The following is a 23,663-nucleotide window of genomic DNA, read 5'->3' as shown; positions in this document are numbered from 1 at the left end:
GATGGCACCCTTTTTGATTTCGAAGGTAAATTAGACCGAGAGGACGATCTTTCCGCGGCCATGGCCGGATTCGATCTCCCGGTGGGCTTCCCGGGCCTGATCCAGCGGCAGCACTTTGCGGATATGGATATCGACCTTTCCTTCGTTGTAGATGCGGACAAGCTCGGCAAGGCGTTCTTTGCTGCGCGTGCCGGTCAGCTGCCGGATGCCGAGCGTTTGGGCCCGAACACTGGGGACCATCGCTACAATTCGGCTGAGGTCCTGGACCAGGTCCACGGATGCCTGCAGGGCGAGGTCATCCCCGCCCCCGGCATGCAAGGCGGCGTCCACTCCCGCGGGAGCGATGGCGCGTACACGGGCGGCGAGCCCATCCCCGCCCCCGGCATGCAAGGCGGCGTCCACTCCCGCGGGAGCGATGGCGCGTACGCGGGCGGCGAGCCCATCCCCGTAGCCGAGCGGAATGGCGCCCAAACGCTGGAGATGATCGTGATTGGCCTCGCTGGCCGTGCCGATCACCCTGCCGGCGCCCCAGGCCAGCGCGAGCTGTACGGCAAAGGTGCCCAGCCCGCCGGCCGCCCCGTGGATCAGCACGGTATCCCCGGGCTGGATCCGGATCGCTTCCAGTCCCATATGGGCGCCCTGTCCGTTGCCGGTAAAACCTCCGGCGGTCTCCCAAGGCATGGCCGCCGGTTTGCGGACCAATTGGTCGCTGCTGACGACGGCATATTCGGCATATCCGCCAAACAGCGTAAAGCCGATTACTTCGTCCCCGCGGACGAATTCGCTGACGTCGTCCCCCACCTCGTCGATGATCCCGGCAAATTCATTGCCGGGGATGATCGGAAACGGGTGGGACTGCGCGTATGGAACACTTCCGCTGCGGACCTTGGCGTCGATTGGCATGACGCCGGCCGTTTGGACGCGTACCCGGACGGTTCCCGGCCCGGCGGACGGAACGGGCAGCTCGGTCAGCTGCAGCACGTCCGGCGGACCCAGGCGGTTAAACGTTATGGCTTTCATTGGACTCACTCCTTGAATATCCTGAATTGTAGATCCCATTGATTTCCTTTTCACGTTATTTTATAATCAGGCTGCGATAAACGGAAATATATATTTAATTATGACTCTATATATTCAAGTATATAGGAGAAGGAGGGAGAGCTATGGAGCTGCTGCAGCTTCAATATTTCAGGACGGTCGCCAGGCTGGAACATATGACGAAGGCGTCGCAGGAGCTGCGGATCGCCCAGCCGGCGCTCAGCAAGACGATTTCCCGGCTGGAGGAGGATATTGGCGTTCCGCTGTTTGACAGGCAAGCGGGTAGAATTCGGCTGAATTCCTATGGGAAGGCGTTTCTGACAAAAGCTGAGGAAGCGCTCCGCCTGCTGGAGGAAGGAAAGCGGGAGGTGGCGGATCTTGCCGGGCTGGAGCGCGGCAGCATCCGTCTGGTCACGGCGACGCTGGAGCGGATGACGGGGCCGATCACCGAATTTATATCGGCTCATCCGAAAGTGAACTTTCAAATTTCCCAGGCTCCCATTGAGCAGATGAGCGAATTTCTTACCTCGGGTGAGGCCGATCTCGGCTTTACGCCGCTGCCGCTGGATCAAGCGGGATATGCCTATAAGGCGGTGCTGAGCGAGGAATTGTACTTGGCCGTGCCCTCGGCGCATCCGCTTGCCGGCCGCCGTCAGGTTACTTTGAAAGAAGCGGCGGCGGAGCCCTTTATCGGATATCGGGAGGACTTTGTCTTCCAGCAAATCAATGACGGCTTCTTTGAGCAGGCCGGAGCGGCTCCCCGGTACATTTGCCGGGTCGACGAACCGCCGGCGATCCTAAGCCTCGTACGCGCGGGCGTCGGGGTAGCGCTGTCCGGCTGCAAAAAAGGAGATAAAGAAATACCCGGTGTCACTCTAGTGCCCGTGTCCGATCAAGCGTGCCGGCGCCAATATTACCTCGTATGGAGCGAGCAGCGCTATTTGTCGGCCGCCGCGTGCGAATTTAGGGACCACGTGGCCGCATATTTTGCGGAGTAGACGTGGCCTAGGAAAAGTAATTACTGCCGCTGTACTTGCCAGCAAGCAGGAGACGTCTGCAATCTTTGCCGGACGGAAATCAAATAATAAGGAGCAAAAGGAGGCTTGTGGATTTGGTGGATTTTGAATGGTACCGCAGCTTCTGCGCGATTTATAAGCATCTTTCGCTGTCGGAAGCCGCCAAGAGCCGCATCATGACACAGCCGGCGATGAGCCAGCATCTGGCCGCGCTGGAGGCGGAAGTGGGCGAAGCATTGTTTATTCGGACGTCCAGAAAAATCGTGCCGACGGAGCGGGGGAAGGAGTTGTATTCCCGGGTTGCTCCCTTGATCGAATCGCTGGAATCGACGACGCATGATTTTAAATCGGCATCTTTGCCTTCGATGGCGGTGACGAAGATCGGGACAGCCCATGAATTTTTTAAAGAAAAGATACTTCCCAGACTTCAAGATTTCCCTACCTGTACGGTCACCCGTTTCGGGACAGCCGATGTCCTGTTGGACCAGTTGAAGGATGAACAGCTGGATATTGTCGTCACGCCAAAAAAATACCCGATTCCAGGCATTGGATATACGAAATCCATGGTCGAAGAATTTGTCATCGTTGTGCCAGCGGCCTTGGACGTTCCGGAAGTGCGGAATCCGGAAGAAGCCGAACGGTGGCTTTCCGCGCAGCCCTGGCTCAGCTACGGCCTGGAGCTGCCCATCATCCGCCGGATCTGGCGGGAGCATTTTCATAAACGCCCACTGATCCGACCCATTCATGTCATCCCCAATCTGCATATGATTCTGAGCGCGGTCGCGAGTGGAGCAGGAATCAGTGTGGTGCCGACGTATATGCTAACGCATGAGCCTGAATCACCGGGCTATCGAATACTGTGGGAAGAATTGAAAGTAAGCAACAACATTTTCTTGGCTTACCAGCTAAAGCATAAACATGTGCCTCACATCCTGGAAACGCTGTCCCTTCTGCAAGGAGTTGTTTGAGCGCTGCTTTCAAGTGGATATTCCCTCTTCTATCAATAAATAAATTTATGATTTATTCGATAATTCATAATTTGTTTTCTGGATAAGTCCGTGTTTACAATGGAATAAAGAATCCTCGACCAACCGTATAGCACGGGGATTCTGGACTGTGATCGTGCCCGGGTTCAGCCGTTCGCAGGATCTGGTCCGCAAAAGGAATCCAGAGAGATGGGGGAAAGTTGATGAAGATTTTTATCACAGGAGCATCTGGTTATATAGGCGGATCCGTAAGCAAGGCGTTTGTAGATCAAGGGCATACCGTCTACGGTTTGGTCCGAAATCCGGACAAGATGGAGCCACTCCGGCAGCTCGGTATTGAACCGGTGCTGGGCACGCTGGACGACGCACAGCTGCTGACAGACTATGCCCAAACGAGCGATGCGGTCGTACATACGGCCGACTCGGATCATCATTTTGCGGTGGAGACGTTTATCGCGTCTTTGCGCGGCACGGGCAAGGCGTTCATTCACACCTCCGGTTCCAGTGTGGTGGGAGACGATGCCAGAGGAGATCATCTCAGCAGCTATATTTACGATGAGGAAACTCCCTTTGTCCCGATGGACATCCGGGCGGACCGTGTGAACATTAACAAGCGGGTTCGCCGGGCCGGCGTAGATGAAGATGTAAGAAGCATTGTTATCGTCCCGTCCATGATTTATGGGGAGGCGCTTGGGCTCCCGGTCGAAAGTGATCAGCTGCCGCAAATCATCCGCAAATCCCGGGAATTGGGAGCGGGCGTACATGTCGGCAAGGGTGTGAACCGTTGGTCTAATGTGCATATCAGCGATTTGGCGCAGCTCTATGTGCTTGCGCTGGAAAAGGCTCCGTCTGCCTCCTATTTCTACGCTTCAGACGGGGAAGAATCCTACGGGGATATTGCCCGGGCGGTGAGTGACGCTTTAGGTTTCGGCGGCAAAACAATCAGCTGGCCGGCGGAAGAGGCGATAGCGGAGCTGGGAGACTGGGCGCGGTTCGCTATTGCCTCCAACAGCCGGGTGCGTTCGGTTCATGCCCGGAATTTGTTAGGCTGGCAGCCCAAGGAGGAGGAGCTTCTCAGCTGGATTCGGCATCATTTGAAATGAGGAAAGGCATGGATTTTTCAATAATTCACCTCATTAACGCGTTACCTTGTGATCTTGCATCCCTTCCACCGATTGTAATACAATGCTTTTAAATTTTAGTTCGAGCTAATTCATAGGACACAAGCTGTGAAGGAAAGAGTAAGCGGAGAAAGCTCCTGCCAGGGACGGTATGCCGATAGACTGGAAGCATCCGAGGGACACTGCCCGCCGAAGTTCATTCCTGAGCCGGTATTTTGATTCCCTGCATGAGGAATGCAGGACGTAGGAATACCCGTTTCCCTTGCGTTAAAAGGTTCAAGTGAGATGTGCAGCCAACACGTGTGCATGTCTAATAAGGGTGGTACCACGACTCCTCGTCCCTTGGCGGACAGGGGTCTTTTTTGTTTGATTTTATATTTTTCAACACTAGGTGAGGAGAGATGAGAGATGAGTCAAGGGCGCTTAGAAGAACTGCGCAATCAATTGGATGAGGTGAATCTTCAGCTGCTGTCGCTGCTGTCCGAACGGGCACGGATCGCACAGGAGCTTGGTGTAGAGAAGGAAAAACAGGGCGTGCCGAAGTTTGATCCGGTCCGTGAAAAGGAAATGCTCGAGAAGCTCGTGGCCAGCAACGAAGGACCGTTCGACCATGAGACGGTTCGGCATCTGTTCAAGCAAGTTTTTCAAGCGACGCTGACACTGCAGCAGGTCGATCATAAGAAGCACCTGCTCGTCAGCCGCAAGAAAAAGGCGGAGGATACCGTCATTCAGCTGGGCGATGTGACGATCGGCGGCGGCAAGCCGGTCATGATCGCGGGGCCATGCTCGGTTGAGAGCTATGAGCAGGTCCGCACCGTGGCGGCCGCTTTGAAGGAAGCGGGCATCACGGTGATGCGCGGCGGCGCCTTCAAGCCGAGAACCTCGCCTTATGATTTTCAGGGGCTTGGCATCGAAGGCCTGAAAATTCTGAAGGAAGTGGCGAGCGAATTCGGGCTGAAGACGATCAGCGAAATCGTGGATCCGGCTCATATCGAGCTGGCGTGCGATTACATCGACGTCATCCAGATCGGGGCGAGAAACATGCAGAACTTCGAGCTGCTGAAGGCGGCTGGCGACGTCCGGACACCGATTCTGCTCAAGCGCGGGCTGGCAGCGACCATCGACGAATTCGTGCACGCGGCCGAGTACATTTTATCCCGGGGCAACACGCAGATCATGCTGATTGAGCGGGGCATCCGCACGTACGAAAAAGCGACGCGCAACACGCTCGACATTTCGGCCGTACCGATTCTGAAGCAGGAAACGCATCTGCCGGTACTGGTCGACGTGACCCATTCCACCGGCCGCAAAGACATCATGGCTCCTTGTGCTAAAGCGGCTCTGGCCGCCGGCGCGGACGGCGTGATGGTCGAGGTTCATCCGGATCCGGCTACGGCGTTGTCCGACGCGGCCCAGCAGTTCAACATTCCGCAGTTCCAGGAATTCTACAACCAGGTTAAAGGTTCGGGACTGCTATAAGCACCGGATTCCTATCACTTTGCCTGAATAAATGACGTTAGAAAGGCACAACAAAAGCCGGGTCTCCTCTAGAGCTGCATGAGAGGGGATCCGGTTTTTTAGATAATGCAGTCTGTCTGCGATGAGTTTAGACCGATAGGCATTTCTTTATAAAAAATGGCTTGTTTCCACAAAGCTTTTTTCCAGGGGGGACATCTCATATCCCGCTCGGGTCACCAAATATTTGTCCACATAGCGGAACTGCTCGGGCAGCTGGGCATACGCCGAAAATCCGTGCTGCATCACGATGTTTTTGGAAATCAAGGAGATGCCCATCCCAAGGGAGGTCAGCTGAAGGAGAGTGTCCAGAATCCCCACTTCGGTGCTTTCTCCTTTTTCCAGGCCAAGCTCGGCGTAAAGCCGCTCCAGAATCGCAGCGTATAGGCAGTCCCGGGTCAAAATGATCCAGTTCTCCCCGTGGAGGGCGCATTCCAGGCTTTGTCCGCCGGCGAACTTTTTGCCGATGAGCACCATCTCCTCCGTACCCAGTTTTTTGTAACTCAACTGCGGCGAATCGGTCCTGCCGATCGTAAAGGCCAAATCGATGTTTCCTTGGAGCAATTCGTGCTCCATCGACTGCGTCGTCCCGGTCTTTAGCGTGACGGACAGATCGGCGTGATTTTCATATAAACGGGTCAGTGCATCCGTGAGCTCTTTGCCAAAGACGGACTGCATGGTGCCGATCCGCAGCTTCATCTCCCTATAGCTCATATCCAGCTCGGTTTCTTCCCATAAAACGAGCATTTTTTTATATTGGCGGTAGAGCTTCCGCCCCTCCGACGTCAGCTCCATGCCTTTGGCACTCCGGATGAAAAGCTGCTGTCCGTAATGGGCTTCGATTTTTTTAATCTTGGCCGTCATGTTGGACTGGAGATGGTTCAGCTTGACGGCAGCGGCCGACAGGCTTTTAAGCTCGGCAACGCTGACAAAGGCTTTCATATTATCGATATCCATATCGGCCTCCAAGGTATCAAAAATGATGATGACTCTATTGATAACATGCATTATTCATGATATCCCAATTCCAGTATACTGGAACCGTAAAGATTCATAAAGCCAGGAGGAGAAGAGAAATGGAGATAAAGGGTTCTGAAAAAATACGCACCGGGATCATCGGAGGCTCGTTAAACAATCAGTGGGCCAGCAAAACTCACATTCCGGCTCTTACCCGGAGCGCAAGTCATGAAATTACAGCCATTGCCACCTCGAATATGGCATCCGCCCGGGAAAGCGCGGATGCACTGGGCGTCGCCCATGCTTTCGACGACTATCGTGAACTGGTGCAGTCCGGGAATGTGGATTTAGTAGTCGTCAGTGTGAAGGTTCCCCATCATTACGAAATGATCAAGGAAGCCATCGCCGCGGGGAAACACGTGTACAGCGAGTGGCCGCTTACCGTCACGCCAGAAGAGGCAGAGGAATTGGCGGAGCTTGCTTCGGAACAGGGGATTCATCATGCCGTTGGCCTCCAGGCCAGACAGTCGCCTGCGCTGCTGGATGCGAAAAACCGCATCACTCGAGGAGACATCGGCCGGGTGTTATCCGCCAGCATGTCGGTGTCTACGCCGGGTAAGGGAGGGTACACGGAACGGAACAACATTTATCTGCTTCAGGAGAAGTATGGAGCGACCCTGCTGGCGATTAACGGGGGACACTCGCTCGACGCGTTTGGATTTGTGCTGGGGGATCTGAAAGAAGTCTACGCAACCATGAACAGCAATTATTCGGAGGCCAAAGTATTGGGAACCGGGGAGACGGTACCCAAAGATACAGCCGACCAGATTATGGTTCATGGCACGCTCGAGAACGGCGCGTCGGTATCAATCCATATTCAAGGCGGAACCTATCCGAAATTTGAATTGGAGATTCAAGGGGAGAAAGGGGTCATCCGCATTTCCCAGCCTCAGTCCCAAGGTCATGTCCAGTTTGGTGGACTGGTGGTCGAGCAGGCGCTGTATCCGTCAGGACATATTGAGGGTTACGGAGATCAGGAGGCGTTTCAAAAGGTGTACGACGAGACCGAAGAATCTTCAGTCATCGTGAATCACGTGATGAAGGCACATCAGGTCATGGCAGAAGATATTCGTCTAGGGACGTCTCAGGCCCCTGATTTTTACGAAGCCGCCCGCCTGCACCGGCTGCTGGAAACGATCCGGCAGTCTGCCTTAACCGGCAAACGGCTAAGCGTAAGCTAATCGGAACAAACATGGCGGTGTGGCAGGACTTAGACCGAAAAAACGGCGGCAGCTAGGACAGAAAAAGGTCCTGGGCTGCTGCCGTTTTTTGAATCAAGCGTGTTTGCGGCACTTCATGAAGCAGCGCTGCTTGTTTCATCGGATTCGGCGGTTTGCCCGTTTTCGCAGCTGTGGAAAATAGCTCATCTCCTCAACGGAAATGGGCTTTGCACCGTCCTCCGGGTTTTGATCCGAATATTCCCCGCTCGGGTACCCATCTTCCAGTCTAACGTCAATGAAATCAACGAGCTGCTGAAGTGAGGAGATTTGCTCGACGATCTGTTCACGGTGGTTTTTTAAAGTCTGGGTCAGCTCAATATATTCGGCGGGATCAGGGTTGCCGGATGCCTTCAGGAACGGCCTCATGGCCTCCAGGGAAATTCCTGTTTTTTTCAGGCAGGATATTAATTTGATCATATGAATATCCTTCCGGCGGTAGACGCGATGCCCGTTTTCCTTTCTGTCCGGCGGAGGGAGCAGCTTGATTTTTTCATAATAACGGATCGTGTCCTCGGAAAGTCCAGTCAGCTCCGCGGTTTGCTTGATCGTGAACGTTTGCTCGGTCATCATCCTGCACCTCCTGTAATGGAAACTTAATTGCATTATATATCTTGGAGCCGGCTCCAAGTCAAACGGGGTCTGCTTACTTTTTATTCATACAACGGCTCTTTATAAGGGGCCTTGACTTCGATTCGACTCCAACTTTTAAAATGTGCTCTATCAGGGAGACCTATCCCTGACATATGAAGGAGGAGACGCACATGAACCCTAAATATCAGCCTATAATGGAACCTTATCGTTTCAAAAATGGCGTCGAAGTCAAGAACAGAGTCGTTCTTGCGCCCATGACGATTTCTTATTCCCGGCAAGACGGTACGATATCGGATGATGTCATCGCGTATTATGAAAGCCGTTCGAACGGTGTTGGAATGGCGGTCACGGGAAGCGCGATCGTCACATCGAGCGGAAAGGTATTCGGAGGGGAGATCGCGGCGGACCATGACGATCGGATCCCAAGCTTGCAGCGCCTGGCTGCAGCGATGAAGAAACGCGGGGCCAAAGCCATTTTGCAAATCTTTCATGGGGGACGCGAAGCTCTGCCGGAGGCGGTATCAAACGGTGAGATCGTAAGCGCAAGCGCGATTGCAAAAGAAGGGCAGAGCGTGATCCCCCGGGCGCTTGAAGAGCAGGAAATTTTAGAGATCATCCGGGCATTTGGCGCCAGCACCCGGAGGGCAATCGAGGCGGGTTTCGACGGGGTAGAGATTCACGGGGCCAACCGGTTTTTGATCCAACAATTTTTTTCGCCATACACCAACCGGCGCGATGATCGTTGGGGAGGAAATCTAGACAAGCGTATGGCGTTTCCGCTTGCTGTAGTGGATGAAGTGAACAGAGCAGTGGCTGGACATGCTAAACGGCCGTTCCTCGTAGGATACCGGCTTTCGCCGGAAGAAGAAATGACGCCTGGCATTACGATGGCGGATACACTAAAACTGGTGGATGCCCTCGCCAATAAAAACCTGGATTATTTGCATGTTTCTTTGATGGACTTCTGGTCTAAGCCTAGACGTGGAGTAGAGGACAATCGCTCCAGAATGGAGATGATTGATGAGCTCGCCGGGCAAAGAGTTCCCGTCATCGGTGTAGGATCGATCCGCACACCTGATGAGGCGCTAAGAGCGCTGCAATCGGGAGTCCCGCTTATAGCCCTGGGACGTGAGCTGATTATCGACCCGGATTGGGTTGAAAAGGTAACGCAAGGCAGGGAAGACGAAATCCGAACGGAGATCACGTTAGACGATCAAGAAAAACTGGGGATTGCCGATCCGTTATGGCATAAAATCGTCAATACGCCAGGATGGTTTCCGATCGCGGGCCAGGGCGTAACCGGCTAAATGGTTATGCGAAAAGCGCGCCCAAGGCGCGCTTTTCTGCTATGACGCTAATCATCCAGCCACAGAACATTTCGGTGAAGTCGAAGTCATTATAGGGACCCCGAGAAGCCAATTCATAAGCTTTACTTTGGGTACACCCTCCTTTTTTATGCAAAATAATGCCCTTCTTCGAGATCGGCGATGAGTCCGGGCTGCACCGGTTTCCAGTCCAGAAGCTCCCGTGTTGCTTGACTCGCCTGCGCAGTGTTGAACACGCCTGCGATGTCGAATGCCGCAATGGGGCCAAGAAAGCCGAAATGGGCGGCAGCTTCTTCAGGTGTAATGCTGACCGTCGGCACGTTCAATTGCTGCCCGATGACCTCGGCGATCTCGCGGAACGGAATGCCTACATCGCCGACTGCAACCATCTGTGAACCCGTCGGGGCGGATTCCAGCGCCAGACGGTACAGAACCGCCGCATCCAGGCGATGAACCGCCGGCCAGCGGTTCGTTCCATCGCCGATGTAGGCGGAGAACCCCTTCTCCCGGGCGATGTTGATCAGCTTCGGCACGAATGCCCTATCTCCTTCGCCGTGCACGGTCGGTGCAAGCGTGACGATGGATGCCCGAATACCCCGCTCTGCCATGGCGAGCACTGCATCGTCCACGGTATGTCCATTTTCATGAGGGTGACCAGTGGTAATGAACGGCTTCCCGGAGCCTTCGAGCGCCGCTCCAATGGCTTGGACAGCCCGCAAATCCAGAGCCAGCGCACCTTCAAAGTTGGAAAAATCGTTGGTGGGTGAACTGAACGCCAGATGAATCACACCGTCCGCTGCCGCGGCGGCGCTGCTTAGCGTATCGAGATCGTCCAGCGTGCCGTACAGCGCTTCAGCTCCCGCCGCCTTTAATCCTGCAGCTTTCTCCTCAGAACGACAAAGACCCGTTACGGTATGCCCCGCGCCGATCAGTTCCCGGACGACCGCAGAACCGACAAACCCTGTTGCTCCTGTAACAAAAACATGCATGATGATATCCTCCTTCATAGGTTGACTGTTTGATCGTGTTAAGCATAAACTATGAAGCGAACTCTAGGGCAAGCGGTCCAAAGGAGAAATGATGATGAGAATTCAGGAACTGGCGGACAAGATGGGATTAACGATCCATACGATCCGCTTTTATGAAAAGGAAGGCTTGTTGGATGATCGACATGTCCGGCGAGAAAGCAACAATTACCGAAACTATTCTGAAGAGGCTGTCGAGCGGTTGGGGCTCATCAAGAAGTTCCAGTCCATCGGCTGTTCGCTGGCCGAACTGAAGGAAGCTTTGCAGGAATGCGACACCAATAGGAGTACCAATCTAGAGATTATAGATTGGATTCGCGGTAAGAAAAAGGAGATCGAAAGTAAGAGGGAAGAATACGATCAAATGCTGGACACCCTTAACAAGATGCTGGAGTACAAGACTCTACTCATGGACGATCCGCAAAAAGCTCAAGAGATTCAGAGGACTTGGTATACCGGCTCATCCGTAAATAAAAAGCGCGCCCCAGGCGCACTTTTCTGATGTTTCTCTGGAAACCAACCGATTCGCAACCATGTTGGTGCTTGCTATTTTGTTGAGACGCTGAGTCATGTCAGAGTAATACAGTCAGCCCAGCATGCCGATCAGAACAATGCCGCCAAAAATAACGACGGAGCACAGCATCCGCCGCAATCCCTGCTGCTCCTTCAGAAGGAGGACGCCGAGGAAAGTGGCGAAGATGGTGCCGATTTCACGCAGCGGGCTGATATGGGCCATCGGCGCCTGGGACATGGCGAACAGGAATAGCAGATAAGATCCCGGATTTAAAATCGCCCCAAGCAGCAGCGTAGTTTTGTTGGCCTTCCATTCCTCAACAATTTTTCGAGAGGCGATCACGGCCGGGGTCAGACCGAGCACAAATCCGATGTTGGTCACCTCCAGCAGCGCGATCGGAGAGACATGCTCCAGATTCAGCTTGTCGACGAAGACGTAGCAGGTGGTACACAGCCCGACGCACAAAGCCATAAGCACGGGCTTCAAGCCTTGGGCCTGCTGCCCGCCGCTGCGGCTGTTGGAGCCGATGCCGCTCAGCACGGCGAATCCGCCGAGCATGCAGAGGATGCCGAGCCAGCCGAAGACGGACAGCGATTCGTTCAGAAAAAGGACGCCGATCACAGGGACGAGCAGCGTGCTGGTGCCCCGCATGATCGGATAGATTTGCGACAGGTCGCCCAGCTCATAGGTTTTCGACAAGAGCCAGGAATAGACGGCCTGAAGAAGCATCGACAGCAGGAGCAGGCCGTAGGAAGCGGCGTTCATCGGATTTTTCCAGAGCTCAGTGATCAGCACCGGAAGCAGCAGAATCGTCGCGACCATCATGATTGACCACAGAAAGACGCTTTTGCTGCGGCTCCGCTTGGTGAACATGCTCCACACGGCATGGGCCATGCCGGAAGCAATCACAAGAACAATCGGTAATAACAAAATGAGTCAGCCCCTTGATTGTTTAGTTGGTTTCTTGGGTATCGGGTTCATGAATCGGCTGTTCCAGAGCGGCGGACCCGTCCTCCAGCCGGAGCCAGGTATCGAAGTCCTTCTCGCCAAGGGACAGGCGGATGACGCGGGCACCCCGCATAAATCCTTCTTTGCCGTATGTGTTGCAGCCGGTGGCCCGCCCGTAACTCAGGCGGATGCCGTGCAGCGTTCCGCTGTAATCGTTGATATGATCGTGTCCGCAGAACGTACCGATGACGTCGCCCATTTCGACCAGTGCCGCAAACAGTCCGGAGTTGACCGGAGGGCTGCAGACCCGTTCGTATTTATGGCCATAGCAGACTTGGGTGTCCCATACTTCCTGATATTCGGGAATCGGGATATGGAAGAATGCCAGCGCAGGCAGCTTCTCCGCCTGCCCGCTCGGATTCAGCCTGGCGGATTCAGCGGCGAGCCAGTTGATTTGGTCCCGCTGGATCCAGTTGTAGCCGGGAACCTGCTCGAGGCTCGAATAATCCCCGGAATCGAGGAAATACAGGTTGGCGGCCGGACGCCCTTCCGCGTCAACTAGCTCCAGTGTGTAATTGCCCGACCCGCTCAAATCCGCCGGACCGGGCTCTGTTACCGTGTGCCGGTGCTCCAGCACAGTCTGCATCAGTTCGTCCCGGCTGATCCGGTTTTCCGTATCATGATTGCCGAAGACGACCGCCCACGGGATGCCGCGTTCTTCCAAGGCAGCGACCGCATCCCGGAAGGCTTCCCGGGGATGCTCGCATTCTTTTTTTCCCGGGGACACGGGTCCGGTATAAATGACGTCTCCGGTGATAACGACCAAATCCGGTTTCTCAGCATCCATGACCCGTTCCATGATCTCGCGTGTGCGCTGGTCCTCAGGTCTGCCGTCCATCCAATGCAAATCGGTAAACTGTACAATCGTAAAGGTGCCGTCCTTTCGAAAAGACAAGCTCTTGCTCATCTCACGTGTCCCCCTCGTCATTTTACGTTGATTTAACAAACCACACATATCAATGTTGCATTGTGTGTGTTTATGTGGTTTTAGTTGATTTTAGTCCTGGTGAAGGCTGCTGTCAATTGATTTTTTTGAAGTTTGACATTCCTCTCCATCGCCAACTACACTTATAAGAAACAACAACAAAACACATGTAAGCGATGAAAAACCACATGTGTCCAATACTAAGCCTTTGGTATAAAGGAGGGTTTCGATATGTCCTTAACCTATGAGGAACGGCGGGAGACCATTCTCGGCCAATTGGGGATGGAAGGGAAAGTCCGCGTGCACATGCTGGCGGAGATGTTTGGCGTTTCGACAGAGACGATCCGCAGGGACCTCGACCGCCTGGAGAAGGAAGGCAAGCTTCGGAAGGTTTACGGCGGCGCGGTCCGGGTCCGTTCCGGCTTCACGGAGCCGACGTTTACGAACCGTTCCCTGATGCACCGCAGCGAAAAGCAGGAGATCGGCAAACTGGCGGCGTCCCTGATTGAAGACGGGGAGACCGTGCTGCTGGACAACGGTACCACGACACTGGAAATTATGCGGAATGTGATGGAGCGCCCCCAAGTCACGGTCATCACCAACTCCGTGCCGATATTAAACCTTGCCCTTGAGGGGTTCCGGGGGAAAATCGTGTTTGCTGGGGGCGAGATCAATCCGGAGCATCAGGCGGCTACGGGGATGATCAGCCATGAGCTGCTCGATCGTTTCAAGGTGAATAAGGCGTTTATTTCCGCAGGGGGCATATCGCTGACTGACGGGATCACCGATTATCATCTGGAAGAAGCGCTGCTGTCCCGCAAAATGATCGAGCGTACGGAAGAGGCCATTCTCGTCGCGGACCATTCCAAGTTCGGGGTCACCACCTTCGCCCAGATCGCACCGCTTACGCAGATCTCGATGGTCGTCACCGATGCAGGCTGCTCCAGGGAATGGATCGACGCCCTGAAGCAGCTGGACATTGAAATCATTTCGGGAGAGGCCCGGCTCTAAGAGGACTCTAAGTGGCGGGTTCCTCCGCGGAACTGCCTTTAAATAAAGGCGCGATCCGGTCGATGCGGTTCGTCCAGATGCCGCCGCTGTAGTGGGCCGGCAGCCGCTTTATGTCTTCGGGGCTGTCAAAGCCCGATGAGAAATCGCTGCCGTCGCCGCCGACGACGATGACCCGCGTGTCAGCCTTGTCCATCCGGTTCAAGAAGCGGTTTGGCCATCCCCACAGGAGCGGGGCGATTTTCTCGGGAATATGCAGCTCCGTATGCTTGCAGGCTGAAGGCATATACCCCGTCCATCCCGCGGCCAGATAAGGAATCAGGCAGCGCTTCATCGTGGCGATGGACATGACGCGGGCTTCGGGAAGCTTTGCTTGGAGAGCCGCAACCGGCTCATCCCCGCCATAGAAGGCGAGCTGCTTCAGCCGCTGTTCGGGTAGCGCCGACATCGCATCCGCCAGCCGGGTGCCTTCCTTTGGATCACTGCTTTTCATATGAATCAGAAAAGACCGGTCTGGAAATTGCTTCAGCACCTCATCCAGCGTCGGCATAAGTCCGACGCCTTTTCCACGGAACGGATACGTTTGTCCGCCGTCGGCGGTATAACCGTAGCCGATATCAACCTTTTTCAGCTCGGCCATCGTGTAATCCGTCGTCATGCCTTTCACATTGGTACGGCAGTCCAGTGTCCAGTCATGGAACACGGCGATCTGATCGTCTTTCGTCAGCTTGATATCGAGTTCCACCATATCAGCACCGGCCTGAAATGCGGCTTCCATGGACGGAAGCGTATTTTCCAGATAGGGGTGCTCGGGGGGATGAATCCGTTCCGCGGTACAGGTGTCGTTCGTGATTCCCTCCATCGTAAAGGTTTGGGCCAATCCGCGATGGGCGAGCAGAAAAGGGGAACCATCCCGGGGCTTCGCCAGCAGGGAGGTGTTATTCAGATAAATAAAAACAAGCAATAGTGCCACAACCATAAAGGTTTTGCTTCGTACGATCCGCTTCAGCCGTTTCACCTTCCGATTCCCTCCCACACGGCATCCAGCTGCCGTTCAATCGATCCGTATATCCCGTCTTCATTCATCTTTGAGGACAGCGTTATCAGCGTTTGGAAGAACAGTCCGACCACCACTCCTGCGCTTAACTCGGGGTCTGACAGCCGCTGCTGCGGATCTTGTTCTCCGGCATCCACCATCACCCGGCGAAGTGCATTTTTGAAATTCGAAATGTTGGTTAATTCGCTGCCTGATACGATTTCAGCTTTGATCGTTTCCATCAAAGTCAGCCGCAGAAGCTCCTCGTGCTGCATATAGATGTGCAGCAGGTCGCGCAGGATTCGCAAAATGCGCTGCTTCAAGGGACCATCCTGATGACGCGCGACGATGTCGTCCATCAGGCCGGCGTACGAATCGGCTACATACAGAAGCACATGCTCTTTTTTGGGGAAATAGTTAAAAAAGGTTCCTTTCGCGATTCCGCACGCGGCGGCAATCTCCTCCACGGTGACGTTGTCGTAGCCCTTTTCCTTAAACATTTGAATGGCATTGCGGGTAATGTTTTCCCGGGTGCTCTTCTTCTTCTGGTCTCTCAGCAAACCGTTCACCTCACTTTTAAAAAATGACCCTGGTCATAAATGACTGTGGTCATTATATGGCATAAACCGGCTTATGCGCAAGTCCATGCGCATATAAACTGCACTTTTGGCGCATGGTAATAAAAAAGGACGATTTTCTGCAAGGCAGTTGATCGTTTTAAAGCACCCGAACCCGTTTATTACTTACATGAAAAACATTCCAAATGAGGAAAGGAGGTCAGGGATATGGGGAAATTTGCCGTTAAATTGGTGGCTCATTTGGTTGTGATCACGGCGATGCTGTTGGTACTCTCAACGGCAACGATCTGGGGGGCATTGGCCACGGCGCTGGCGATCGGCGTCATTTCCTATTTGGTCGGCGACCTGCTGATTCTCCGCGCTTCCCAGAACAATATCGTTTCCACGCTGTGCGATGCTGTTCTGGTTTTTCTCATGCTTTGGGCGGTGCGTGCATCGAATCTGTGGTCCTTGTCGTATACGGATATGCTGGTTATCACCATCGTGGCGGGGATTTTCGAATACTTCTACCACATGTGGCTGCTGAGCGACGACCGTTCGGCCAGAAGACAGCGGGCCTAATGAGCTTTTCTGCTTTACCTTTGTTTGAAATTTAATTGATGAATAGATGACTAAGACCCTCTGCCAACAGGCAGAGGGTCTTCTTTTAGCGGTTCTGCTTCAGCTCGGTAAGCCCGACCAGGAACATGAGGACGCCGCCATTCTTTACATAGAATGTCATCCGAAAAATCCACATCGTCTTGGACGGATCCGAAAGAAAGCCGATAAATGCAGAGCTGGAAATCGATAGCATTCATTTTTGCACAAACCGGACTTCCAGGAATTGAACTGTCATTCGCAGCAGGGCCATAGGTATAATCGAGTCACAAGGAACGACATATTTCGTCAATGACAGGAGGGATGCCGGAATGCTTGATGAACGCAGTACCGAAATACTGAAACTGTTGGTGCAGACGGACGATTACGTGACGCTGGATGAACTGACGCTGAGGCTCGGCATCTCCCGAAGAACCGTGTATTACGATATGAACAAAATCAATGACTGGCTGGAGACTTTGGAGCTGCCCCCTGTCGAGTACGTGCGCACGGCCGGTTATTCGCTGCCCGAGACCAGCCGCCGGGGGATCCCGGACACGGCAGGGGCAAAGAGTTCTGCGGCCCAGCAGTATTATTTGTCCCAGCGGGAGCGGCTTGCCTGGATCGCGATCCGGCTGCTCACGGCAGAGAGTCCCGTCTTTATCCACCGACTAACCGAGCTGCTCCAAGTCAGCCGGGGGACGGTGCTGAAGGATTTGAATGCGGTCCGCGCGCAGCTGGAGACGACCGGCCTCGAGGTGGTGTATGACCGGAAGCGGGGTTACGAAGTGCACGGCGAAGAGGCGAGGATCAGGAGAGAGCTGACCCGCTGCTGCGATCAGCTTGCCGGCAGCGTCAGCTGGGAGCAGGCGGTCAGCCGTACGGGCTACTGGGGAGAGCAGGATCCGCTGCGGGACATCATGCCGGAGAATACGGACGAAGGCATCCGGCGTCAGATCTACCGGCTGATCGCGGCCAGCGAGCGGATGCTGAACGTCGAGCTCACCGACGAGATGCTCTTTCATTTGACTACCCGATTTTTGCTGTTTATCCGCCGGATCCAGTCCGGCCGGGTGATCCGCGTGGATGAGGACGAGCGGGAAGTGCTGCGGCAGACGCCCGAATATGACGCGGCTTCCCGAATTGCGGACGGCCTTGGCCGCTTGTTTGGCAGCCCGGTACCGGAAGAAGAAAACGCTTACCTTACGATGCATCTGCTTGGGGCAAGGGCGAACCGGATGGAGCAGCTGACAGGCTCGGATGAAATTATCGGACGCCTGCGGGATGCGGCCCGGGAGATGACGGATGCGTTCCAGCGCAGCGCCTGCGTCTGGCTTGGCGGCAGGGAAGCCGTGGAGGAGGACCTGCTGGTTCACCTGAAGCCGGCGTATTATCGGATCATATACGGTTTGGAGCTGGTCAATCCTCTTCTGGAGGACATCCGCAGTAAATACGGCGATTTATTTGAGCTCACCCGGCGCTCGGCATATGCCTTCGAGGAGTTGGTCGGCAGGAAGCTGAGCGACGTCGAGATCAGCTATCTGGCCATGCATTTCGGCGGATGGCTGCGCCGGGAGGAAGTGGAGCCGGCGGCCCGGCGGAGGGCGGCGATCGTCTGCGTGAACGGGATCTCGGCATCGAGAATGCTGAAGGCCCAGCTGGAGGGGCTTTTCTCCACTCTGGACATTATCGCGATGCTTTCCCTGCGGGAATACGAGCAGTTCCAGGAGCGGGTCGATTTAATTTTCTCAACAGTCCCGCTGCCGGACAGCAAAGTGCCCGTTTATGTCGTCCGTTCGATCCTCAGCGACAAGGACAAAGAGAATCTGCTCGGCAGGGTGAACAAGGCGGGCGGCAGAGGCCAAAGGACACAGGCGAGCTCGGTGCAGGCACTGCTCGATATCGTCCGTAAGCACGCCGACGTGACCGACGAAGCGGGCCTCGCCGACGAGCTCGGCCGCTACCTGTCCGGCGGCCGGAGCAAAGTATGGCTGGGCGAGCGGCCCAAGCCTTCCCTGGCCGAGCTGCTGCCCGCGCCGATGATCCGCCTGCAGCGGGAGAGTACTAGCTGGCGTGAAGCGATCCGGGAGGCAGCCCAGCCGCTGCTGGCGGAAGAATACATCGACGAAGGCTACATCGACGCCATGATCGGCAAAGTGGAGTCCCTCGGCCCATACATTGTGGTCGCGCCCGGAATCGCCATCGCGCACGGCCGGCCAGAGGATGGCGTGAAGCGGCTGGGGATGAGCCTTCTGCAATTAGAGCGGCCCGTGGCTTTTTCCGGGGAAGCGCGCCACCAGGTGAAGGTCGTTCTGGTGCTGGCGGCCATCGACGGAGAGTCGCATCTAAAGGCATTGTCCGAGCTGACGGGCATGCTGAAGGACGCAGCCGGCCTGAACCGGCTGAAGGAGGCGCATACGAAGGAGCAGATTCTGAAGCAGATCGGGACGGCTTCAAGTTCCGGCTAAACTATCCGAACGGGAGAGATGAACATGAAATTTCTTGAACCTCCGCTCATTGCGCTGGATGCGGAAGCGGCATCCGCCGAGGAGGCAATCCGGCTGGCAGGTGCGCTGCTGACGGAGGCGGGTGCTGCGGAAGCACGCTACGCCGACGCAATGGTAGATTCCTACCGGGAGAGGGGCCCGTATTTCGTCCTTGCCCCGAGTATTGCCCTGCCGCACGCCCGGGCGCAGGACGGCGTGATTGAGGCCGCGGTGTCTTTTGTCCGGCTGAAGGAACCGGTCGTCTTCGGCCACAGCGCCAACGATCCGGTGCAGCTGGTATTCGCCCTTGGCGGGTCCGACAGCGGCGAGCATATCGCCCTGCTGCGCCAGCTGACGACGCTGCTGAGCAGTCCGGCGCATCTGGAACAGTTCAAACAGGCGGCCGATGTGGAAGCTATCCAACAAATCATTAGGGGGAATGAGCAATGAAAGTATTATGCGTATGCGGTTTGGGACAAGGAACGAGTCTGATTCTTCGGATGAATGTGGAAAATGTGCTGAGTGCGATGGGCGTCAGCGCCGACGTGGAGCATACGGATGTCTCCACGGCTTCGGGTACGGCGGCCGACTATATTATCACTAGCCAAGAGCTGGCGCAAAGCCTGGAGGGCCATTCCGCCCGGATCATCGTCGTCAATAACTACTTCGACAATGACGAAATCAAGCAAAAGCTGGAGGAAGCCTTGTAAGCCCTATCTTGACCTAACCGAGGAGGTGTCCATCCATGGACGTGCTTTATTGGATCGCAACCAATATTTTTGGAACACCTGCCATACTGCTCGGCTTCATCGTTCTGGTCGGCCTTATGCTTCAGAAAAAATCGACCAGCCAGCTGGTGAGCGGGACGTTCAAGGCGATCATCGGCTTCCTCATCATCGGAGCGGGTTCGGACGTCATCGTGAATGCGCTGAACGTGTTCGAACCGATGTGGAAGGAAGTGTTCGGCCTGAAGACCAGCTCGCTCGGCAGCTTCATGGGCCAGGAAGCCTTCAACGCCAAATTCGGCAGCGCCGTCACGCTGGCCATGCTGGTCGGCTTCCTGATCAACGTGGCGCTGGCCCGGTTTACCCGGTTCAAATACATTTACCTGACCGGACACATGATGTTCTGGACCTCGACGATCTTTGCGGGCGTCATCGTCCATGCGGCAGGCACCGGCGTTCCGGTATGGAAACTCGTGATCGTCATCGCCGTCATTCTGGGCCTGTACTGGACTTTCCAGCCGGCCCTGGTTCAGCCGTTCCTGAGAAAGGTTACCGGGAATGACAACATCGCTCTGGGCCATACCTCAGCCTCCGTCGCCCTGCTGGCCGCGCTGCTGGGCAAGGTGCTCGGTAACAAAAAGAACGATTCCGAAAAGATCAAAGTGCCGAAGGGATTCGAATTTCTTCGCGACTCCAACGTGATTACGGCGCTCAGCATGGGCGTGCTCTTCCTGATCGGAGCGATCATTCTGTCGACCAAGGGGACTCCCGAGGCTGCTGCCCTGATCGCCAAGGCAGGAGACCAGAACTTTATCATTTATTCCATTATCCAGTCATTTACGTTCGCCGGCGGCATTGCTATCGTGCTGATGGGGGTGCGGATGTTTGTCGGCGAGCTCGTGCCGGCCTTTAACGGGATTGCGACCAAACTGGTGCCCGGAGCCAAACCGGCGCTGGATGCCCCGGTCGTGTATCCTTACGCGCCGAACGCCGTTGTGCTCGGTTTCCTCGGCGCCTTCGCCGGAGCCATCATCTGGCTGCTCGTGCTCGGCAGCACGGTGTCCTACATTTTTGTACCGACGATGATCGTGCTGTTCTTCCACGGGGCGACGGCCGGCGTATTCGGCAACTCGACGGGCGGCGTGCGCGGGGCGGTAATCGGGGGCTTCGTAACATCGACGATTGTCGCCTGGGGGCAGTTTGTCATGGTAAGCTTCCTGATCTCTTCAACCGTGCCGGACACGGCCATGTGGGCCGCTGACTCGGATATGTTCATCATCGGTCCGATTTTGCACTTTATCGCCAAGCTGCTCTTTTAGAATGGATATTTGAAACCGGCCAAACGGAAGACGGCGAGCGGTCGGAGCGCCGTCTTTCCTGGGCCATAGCGGGTCTTGTATGCAGCGGATCTTACCAACGACACCAACCACTCACCAAGAATGGAGGAGGAACGATTATGGGCTTTATTCGCACACTTCACGGGGATATTGATCCAAGGGAGCTCGGTTTTACGTATTCCCATGAGCATATCGTATGCCGCCCGGCCTATTGGCAGGAGCGGGGCGAAGACGATCTGCTGCTGGACGACAAGGAGAAGTCGAAGCTGGACGTGCTGGATTTCAAACGGTACGGCGGGCAGTCGATCGTGGATGCGACGGCGGTCGACTATGGCCGGGATGTTCATGCCGTAGAGGAGATTGCCCGCGAGACGGGCATCCGGATCGTCGGGACGGCCGGATTCAACAAAAGCTTTTTGTGGGACGCGGGCATCAAGGAAGAGCTGAAGCCCCTTATCGGGCCCTATGATACTTACGCCCAGTGGATTGAGGCGAAGACGATCAACGAGCTGGCCGATTTCGTCATTCGCGAGGTCGAGGAAGGGCTGGAAGGGACGCCGTTCAAGGCAGGCCAGGTCAAGTTCGGAACGGGCTACAACCGGATCACGCCTTTGGAGGAAAAGACGCTGCGGGCCGTGGCAAGGGCGCATCACGAAACGAAAGCTCCCGTCCACTCCCATACGGAAGTCGGCACGATGGCGCTGGAGCAGATTGAGCTCTTGAGAAGCGAAGGCGTAAACCTGTCTTATTTGAGCCTTGGACACATGGACCGGAATCCGGATCCGTATTACCACGAGCAAATCGCCGCAACCGGCGCATTCCTTAGCTTTGACGGCATCGGCAAGATCAAATACGCGCCTGAAAGCACGCGGATCGCGCTGATTCTGAATCTCGTCCGCAAAGGGTACGAAGACCAAATCCTGATCAGCGGGGACACCGCCCGCAAAACCTACTACAAGCATTACGATCATGGACTGGGGCTGGAATATATCATTGCCAAATGGGTGCCCCGATTCATCGACGAGGCGGATCATGCAGGGCTTGACGGCAAAAAGCTGATCGAGAAGTTTTTTGTCACCAACCCGGCCCGCTGCTTTACATTCAAAAAGTAAGGGGGCAGGGTCATGAAATTCGAGCATGAAAACTCGGCTGACGTCATGGACAAGATCCGCCGGCACCGTACGGCCATACTGCCGGTTGGCGCCGTGGAAGCGCACGGCCCGCATCTTCCCCTCGGCACGGACAATCTGCTTGCCGAACGGCTCGCGGACAAACTGGCTGCGCGCACCGGCGGATTCGTGCTGCCGACGCTGCCTTACGGGCAGGTGTGGAGCCTGCGTCATTTTCCGGGGAGCATAAATGTGTCTAACGAGGCGCTGATTGGGCTCCTTGCCGATATCGGGGAAAGCCTGCACAACCAAGGCTTCCGCATTCTGGCCATGGTCAACGGCCATTTGGGAAATGCCGTCGCCCTGAAGGAGGCCGCAAGGGTGCTGTATGAACGGGTGCCGGACCTGAAGGTATTCTATTTCTTCTATCCCGGAACGAAGGAAGTGACCGCAGAAGTCCGGGAAACGCCTGCGGCTCATGGCACCTACATGCATGCCGACGAAATCGAAACGTCCTACATGCTGTATTTGGCTGAAGAGCATGTGGACATGGACCGTGCGATCGACGGGAAACCGCATATCCCTGCCGACGCAGACTGCACCCCCACGCCTTGGGAAGAGATGACGTCTTCGGCGGTGCTGGGCGACGCCACCCGGGCAAGCCGGGCGAAAGGGGAAAAGATCATCGAACGCAGCCTGGACGCGATGGCGGACATGGTGCTGCAGGCCAGAAGGAAGCTGGATTTTGAAGCGAAGGGGGAGGAATTATGCTGATGAACGCGTATTTCAACATTATCGGCGAGCTGCTGCATAAGGTACGGACGAAGCAGGCAGAGGAGATCCGGAGTGCTGCCGTCAAGGTCGCGGATTGCATAGAGCAGGGTGGCATCATCCATTTATTCGGCTGCGGGCATTCGCATATCCTCACCGAAGAAGTGTTCTATCGGGCCGGAGGGCTTGCCCCCATCCGCCCCATCTTCGTGGAGAAGCTGATGCTGCACGAAGGCGCAGTGCGCTCATCCGAGCTGGAGCGGCAGAACGGCCTTGCGGCAGACTTCATGGATGAGCAGGATATCCGTGAAGGCGAAGTGGTATTCGTGCTGTCTACCTCCGGGCGTAATCCGGTACCGGTGGATGTTGCGTTAATGGCCGGGCAGAAAGGCGCCTTTACCATCGGCATAACTTCCCTGGCGTATTCCAAGAGCCAACCATCCCGCCATGAGAGCGGCCGGCATCTGGTCGACGCCGTCGATCTGGTCATCGACAACTTCTCCGTTAAAGGGGATGCGGTGCTTCGGTATCCAGGCATGGAGGTCGCCTTTGCGCCCAGTTCAACGGTGATCGGCGCGGCGATTCTGAACGCCGTATTCGCGGAGGCGATCGGGATCATGTTCGACAAGGGGCTTACGCCGCCGGTATTTTTGAGCGGCAACATCGACGGGGCCGACGCGCATAACGAGGCATTGATCGAAGCTTATAAGGGCCGGATCGCGCTGCTGGCGTGACC

At 55.5% G+C, this 23,663-nt stretch carries 24 protein-coding genes; 16 read left to right on the top strand and 8 right to left on the bottom strand.

Annotated features, from left to right (window positions below; genetic code table 11):
- Window positions 1–30: 30 nt before the first annotated feature.
- Complete coding sequence (locus K2F33_RS32760; RefSeq protein WP_263880631.1) at window positions 31–1,020, bottom strand: quinone oxidoreductase family protein; 990 nt, start codon at window positions 1,018–1,020, stop codon at window positions 31–33.
- A gap of 143 nt (window positions 1,021–1,163) precedes the next feature.
- On the opposite strand from K2F33_RS32760, the gene K2F33_RS32755 reads away from it, so the two are divergent.
- From K2F33_RS32755 to K2F33_RS32740, 4 genes are all read left to right on the top strand, one after another.
- A complete protein-coding gene (locus tag K2F33_RS32755) occupies window positions 1,164–2,036 on the top strand; it encodes a LysR family transcriptional regulator (RefSeq protein ID WP_263880630.1) in 873 nt (290 codons plus the stop codon).
- Between the two features lie 116 nt (window positions 2,037–2,152).
- Window positions 2,153–3,022 carry a LysR family transcriptional regulator gene (locus tag K2F33_RS32750; RefSeq protein ID WP_318671803.1) on the top strand — a complete coding sequence of 290 codons (870 nt, stop codon included), beginning with the start codon at window positions 2,153–2,155 and terminating at the stop codon, window positions 3,020–3,022.
- Between the two features lie 221 nt (window positions 3,023–3,243).
- Complete coding sequence (locus K2F33_RS32745; RefSeq protein WP_263880628.1) at window positions 3,244–4,143, top strand: NAD-dependent epimerase/dehydratase family protein; 900 nt, start codon at window positions 3,244–3,246, stop codon at window positions 4,141–4,143.
- A 426-nt stretch (window positions 4,144–4,569) separates the two neighbouring features.
- On the top strand, window positions 4,570–5,640 hold the full coding sequence (locus K2F33_RS32740; RefSeq protein WP_089545861.1) for a bifunctional 3-deoxy-7-phosphoheptulonate synthase/chorismate mutase: 1,071 nt from the start codon (window positions 4,570–4,572) through the stop codon (window positions 5,638–5,640).
- A gap of 147 nt (window positions 5,641–5,787) precedes the next feature.
- Here K2F33_RS32740 and K2F33_RS32735 read toward each other — a convergent pair whose 3' ends face one another.
- The gene (locus K2F33_RS32735) at window positions 5,788–6,633 is read right to left on the bottom strand and encodes a LysR family transcriptional regulator (protein ID WP_263880627.1); all 846 of its coding nucleotides are present in this window, start codon (window positions 6,631–6,633) and stop codon (window positions 5,788–5,790) included.
- 119 nt (window positions 6,634–6,752) lie between these two features.
- Here K2F33_RS32735 and K2F33_RS32730 point away from each other — a divergent pair, with 119 nt between their 5' ends.
- Complete coding sequence (locus K2F33_RS32730; RefSeq protein ID WP_089545862.1) at window positions 6,753–7,874, top strand: Gfo/Idh/MocA family protein; 1,122 nt, start codon at window positions 6,753–6,755, stop codon at window positions 7,872–7,874.
- Between the two features lie 135 nt (window positions 7,875–8,009).
- On the opposite strand, the gene K2F33_RS32725 is transcribed toward K2F33_RS32730, so the two are convergent.
- Window positions 8,010–8,483: a MerR family transcriptional regulator gene (locus tag K2F33_RS32725; protein WP_076170404.1), complete on the bottom strand. Its 474-nt coding sequence runs from the start codon at window positions 8,481–8,483 to the stop codon at window positions 8,010–8,012.
- A 191-nt stretch (window positions 8,484–8,674) separates the two neighbouring features.
- Between K2F33_RS32725 and K2F33_RS32720 the strand changes: the two genes are divergently transcribed.
- Window positions 8,675–9,811 carry an NADH-dependent flavin oxidoreductase gene (locus K2F33_RS32720; protein WP_263880626.1) on the top strand — a complete coding sequence of 379 codons (1,137 nt, stop codon included), beginning with the start codon at window positions 8,675–8,677 and terminating at the stop codon, window positions 9,809–9,811.
- A 146-nt stretch (window positions 9,812–9,957) separates the two neighbouring features.
- Here the strand turns inward: K2F33_RS32720 and K2F33_RS32715 are convergent, their stop codons facing one another.
- The gene (locus K2F33_RS32715) at window positions 9,958–10,818 is read right to left on the bottom strand and encodes an SDR family oxidoreductase (protein ID WP_089545865.1); all 861 of its coding nucleotides are present in this window, start codon (window positions 10,816–10,818) and stop codon (window positions 9,958–9,960) included.
- Window positions 10,819–10,906: 88 nt separating this feature from the next.
- On the opposite strand from K2F33_RS32715, the gene K2F33_RS32710 reads away from it, so the two are divergent.
- Window positions 10,907–11,356 carry a MerR family transcriptional regulator gene (locus K2F33_RS32710; protein ID WP_263880625.1) on the top strand — a complete coding sequence of 150 codons (450 nt, stop codon included), beginning with the start codon at window positions 10,907–10,909 and terminating at the stop codon, window positions 11,354–11,356.
- A gap of 84 nt (window positions 11,357–11,440) precedes the next feature.
- Here the strand turns inward: K2F33_RS32710 and K2F33_RS32705 are convergent, their stop codons facing one another.
- Together K2F33_RS32705 and K2F33_RS32700 are read right to left on the bottom strand one after the other, a co-directional pair.
- Window positions 11,441–12,298, bottom strand: a complete 858-nt coding sequence (locus K2F33_RS32705; protein ID WP_318671798.1) for a DMT family transporter — start codon at window positions 12,296–12,298, stop codon at window positions 11,441–11,443.
- Between the two features lie 22 nt (window positions 12,299–12,320).
- On the bottom strand, window positions 12,321–13,283 hold the full coding sequence (locus tag K2F33_RS32700; protein ID WP_076170400.1) for a metallophosphoesterase family protein: 963 nt from the start codon (window positions 13,281–13,283) through the stop codon (window positions 12,321–12,323).
- Between the two features lie 249 nt (window positions 13,284–13,532).
- Here K2F33_RS32700 and K2F33_RS32695 point away from each other — a divergent pair, with 249 nt between their 5' ends.
- Window positions 13,533–14,312: a DeoR/GlpR family DNA-binding transcription regulator gene (locus K2F33_RS32695; RefSeq protein ID WP_076170399.1), complete on the top strand. Its 780-nt coding sequence runs from the start codon at window positions 13,533–13,535 to the stop codon at window positions 14,310–14,312.
- A gap of 7 nt (window positions 14,313–14,319) precedes the next feature.
- On the opposite strand, the gene K2F33_RS32690 is transcribed toward K2F33_RS32695, so the two are convergent.
- A complete protein-coding gene (locus K2F33_RS32690; protein ID WP_412974027.1) occupies window positions 14,320–15,288 on the bottom strand; it encodes a glycerophosphodiester phosphodiesterase family protein in 969 nt (322 codons plus the stop codon).
- Between the two features lie 35 nt (window positions 15,289–15,323).
- On the bottom strand, window positions 15,324–15,905 hold the full coding sequence (locus K2F33_RS32685) for a TetR/AcrR family transcriptional regulator (protein WP_212982816.1): 582 nt from the start codon (window positions 15,903–15,905) through the stop codon (window positions 15,324–15,326).
- A gap of 225 nt (window positions 15,906–16,130) precedes the next feature.
- Here K2F33_RS32685 and K2F33_RS32680 point away from each other — a divergent pair, with 225 nt between their 5' ends.
- The 8 genes from K2F33_RS32680 to K2F33_RS32645 all read left to right on the top strand — a co-directional run bounded on the left by K2F33_RS32680 (window position 16,131) and on the right by K2F33_RS32645 (window position 23,661).
- Window positions 16,131–16,484 carry a DUF2512 family protein gene (locus tag K2F33_RS32680; RefSeq protein ID WP_076170396.1) on the top strand — a complete coding sequence of 118 codons (354 nt, stop codon included), beginning with the start codon at window positions 16,131–16,133 and terminating at the stop codon, window positions 16,482–16,484.
- A gap of 347 nt (window positions 16,485–16,831) precedes the next feature.
- Window positions 16,832–18,967: a BglG family transcription antiterminator gene (locus K2F33_RS32675; protein WP_263880623.1), complete on the top strand. Its 2,136-nt coding sequence runs from the start codon at window positions 16,832–16,834 to the stop codon at window positions 18,965–18,967.
- 24 nt (window positions 18,968–18,991) lie between these two features.
- Window positions 18,992–19,435 (top strand): PTS sugar transporter subunit IIA, encoded by a 444-nt coding sequence (locus K2F33_RS32670; protein WP_076170394.1) that lies wholly within the window; start codon window positions 18,992–18,994, stop codon window positions 19,433–19,435.
- Window positions 19,432–19,695, top strand: coding sequence for a PTS sugar transporter subunit IIB (locus K2F33_RS32665; protein ID WP_089545873.1), 264 nt, complete (start codon window positions 19,432–19,434; stop codon window positions 19,693–19,695). Before K2F33_RS32670 ends, K2F33_RS32665 begins: the two co-directional genes overlap by 4 nt.
- A 35-nt stretch (window positions 19,696–19,730) precedes the next feature.
- Complete coding sequence (locus K2F33_RS32660) at window positions 19,731–21,029, top strand: PTS ascorbate transporter subunit IIC (RefSeq protein ID WP_089545874.1); 1,299 nt, start codon at window positions 19,731–19,733, stop codon at window positions 21,027–21,029.
- A 137-nt stretch (window positions 21,030–21,166) separates the two neighbouring features.
- Window positions 21,167–22,159: a phosphotriesterase family protein gene (locus K2F33_RS32655; RefSeq protein ID WP_212982817.1), complete on the top strand. Its 993-nt coding sequence runs from the start codon at window positions 21,167–21,169 to the stop codon at window positions 22,157–22,159.
- 12 nt (window positions 22,160–22,171) lie between these two features.
- A complete protein-coding gene (locus tag K2F33_RS32650) occupies window positions 22,172–22,930 on the top strand; it encodes a creatininase family protein (RefSeq protein WP_212982818.1) in 759 nt (252 codons plus the stop codon).
- The gene (locus tag K2F33_RS32645) at window positions 22,927–23,661 is read left to right on the top strand and encodes an SIS domain-containing protein (RefSeq protein ID WP_373309579.1); all 735 of its coding nucleotides are present in this window, start codon (window positions 22,927–22,929) and stop codon (window positions 23,659–23,661) included. Before K2F33_RS32650 ends, K2F33_RS32645 begins: the two co-directional genes overlap by 4 nt.
- The last annotated feature ends 2 nt before the right edge of the window (window positions 23,662–23,663 follow it).

Source organism: Paenibacillus sp. PSB04 (assembly GCF_025809195.1).
GTDB lineage: Bacteria > Bacillota > Bacilli > Paenibacillales > Paenibacillaceae > Paenibacillus_AQ > Paenibacillus_AQ favisporus.
This window is presented reverse-complemented; position numbering and strand designations above follow the sequence as displayed.

What these genes read in the sequence shown, in the direction of transcription:
- K2F33_RS32710 (WP_263880625.1), top strand. Translation starts at nt 10,907, where the DNA reads ATGATGATGAGAATTCAGGAACTGGCGGACAAGATGGGATTAACGATC.
- K2F33_RS32660 (WP_089545874.1), top strand. Translation starts at nt 19,731, where the DNA reads ATGGACGTGCTTTATTGGATCGCAACCAATATTTTTGGAACACCTGCC.
- K2F33_RS32670 (WP_076170394.1), top strand. Translation starts at nt 18,992, where the DNA reads ATGAAATTTCTTGAACCTCCGCTCATTGCGCTGGATGCGGAAGCGGCA.
- K2F33_RS32655 (WP_212982817.1), top strand. Translation starts at nt 21,167, where the DNA reads ATGGGCTTTATTCGCACACTTCACGGGGATATTGATCCAAGGGAGCTC.
- K2F33_RS32695 (WP_076170399.1), top strand. Translation starts at nt 13,533, where the DNA reads ATGTCCTTAACCTATGAGGAACGGCGGGAGACCATTCTCGGCCAATTG.
- K2F33_RS32720 (WP_263880626.1), top strand. Translation starts at nt 8,675, where the DNA reads ATGAACCCTAAATATCAGCCTATAATGGAACCTTATCGTTTCAAAAAT.
- K2F33_RS32745 (WP_263880628.1), top strand. Translation starts at nt 3,244, where the DNA reads ATGAAGATTTTTATCACAGGAGCATCTGGTTATATAGGCGGATCCGTA.
- K2F33_RS32690 (WP_412974027.1), bottom strand. Translation starts at nt 15,288, where the DNA reads ATGGTTGTGGCACTATTGCTTGTTTTTATTTATCTGAATAACACCTCC.
- K2F33_RS32715 (WP_089545865.1), bottom strand. Translation starts at nt 10,818, where the DNA reads ATGCATGTTTTTGTTACAGGAGCAACAGGGTTTGTCGGTTCTGCGGTC.
- K2F33_RS32725 (WP_076170404.1), bottom strand. Translation starts at nt 8,483, where the DNA reads ATGATGACCGAGCAAACGTTCACGATCAAGCAAACCGCGGAGCTGACT.
- K2F33_RS32700 (WP_076170400.1), bottom strand. Translation starts at nt 13,283, where the DNA reads ATGAGCAAGAGCTTGTCTTTTCGAAAGGACGGCACCTTTACGATTGTA.
- K2F33_RS32755 (WP_263880630.1), top strand. Translation starts at nt 1,164, where the DNA reads ATGGAGCTGCTGCAGCTTCAATATTTCAGGACGGTCGCCAGGCTGGAA.
- K2F33_RS32740 (WP_089545861.1), top strand. Translation starts at nt 4,570, where the DNA reads ATGAGTCAAGGGCGCTTAGAAGAACTGCGCAATCAATTGGATGAGGTG.
- K2F33_RS32665 (WP_089545873.1), top strand. Translation starts at nt 19,432, where the DNA reads ATGAAAGTATTATGCGTATGCGGTTTGGGACAAGGAACGAGTCTGATT.
- K2F33_RS32760 (WP_263880631.1), bottom strand. Translation starts at nt 1,020, where the DNA reads ATGAAAGCCATAACGTTTAACCGCCTGGGTCCGCCGGACGTGCTGCAG.
- K2F33_RS32735 (WP_263880627.1), bottom strand. Translation starts at nt 6,633, where the DNA reads ATGGATATCGATAATATGAAAGCCTTTGTCAGCGTTGCCGAGCTTAAA.
- K2F33_RS32680 (WP_076170396.1), top strand. Translation starts at nt 16,131, where the DNA reads ATGGGGAAATTTGCCGTTAAATTGGTGGCTCATTTGGTTGTGATCACG.
- K2F33_RS32730 (WP_089545862.1), top strand. Translation starts at nt 6,753, where the DNA reads ATGGAGATAAAGGGTTCTGAAAAAATACGCACCGGGATCATCGGAGGC.
- K2F33_RS32650 (WP_212982818.1), top strand. Translation starts at nt 22,172, where the DNA reads ATGAAATTCGAGCATGAAAACTCGGCTGACGTCATGGACAAGATCCGC.
- K2F33_RS32675 (WP_263880623.1), top strand. Translation starts at nt 16,832, where the DNA reads ATGCTTGATGAACGCAGTACCGAAATACTGAAACTGTTGGTGCAGACG.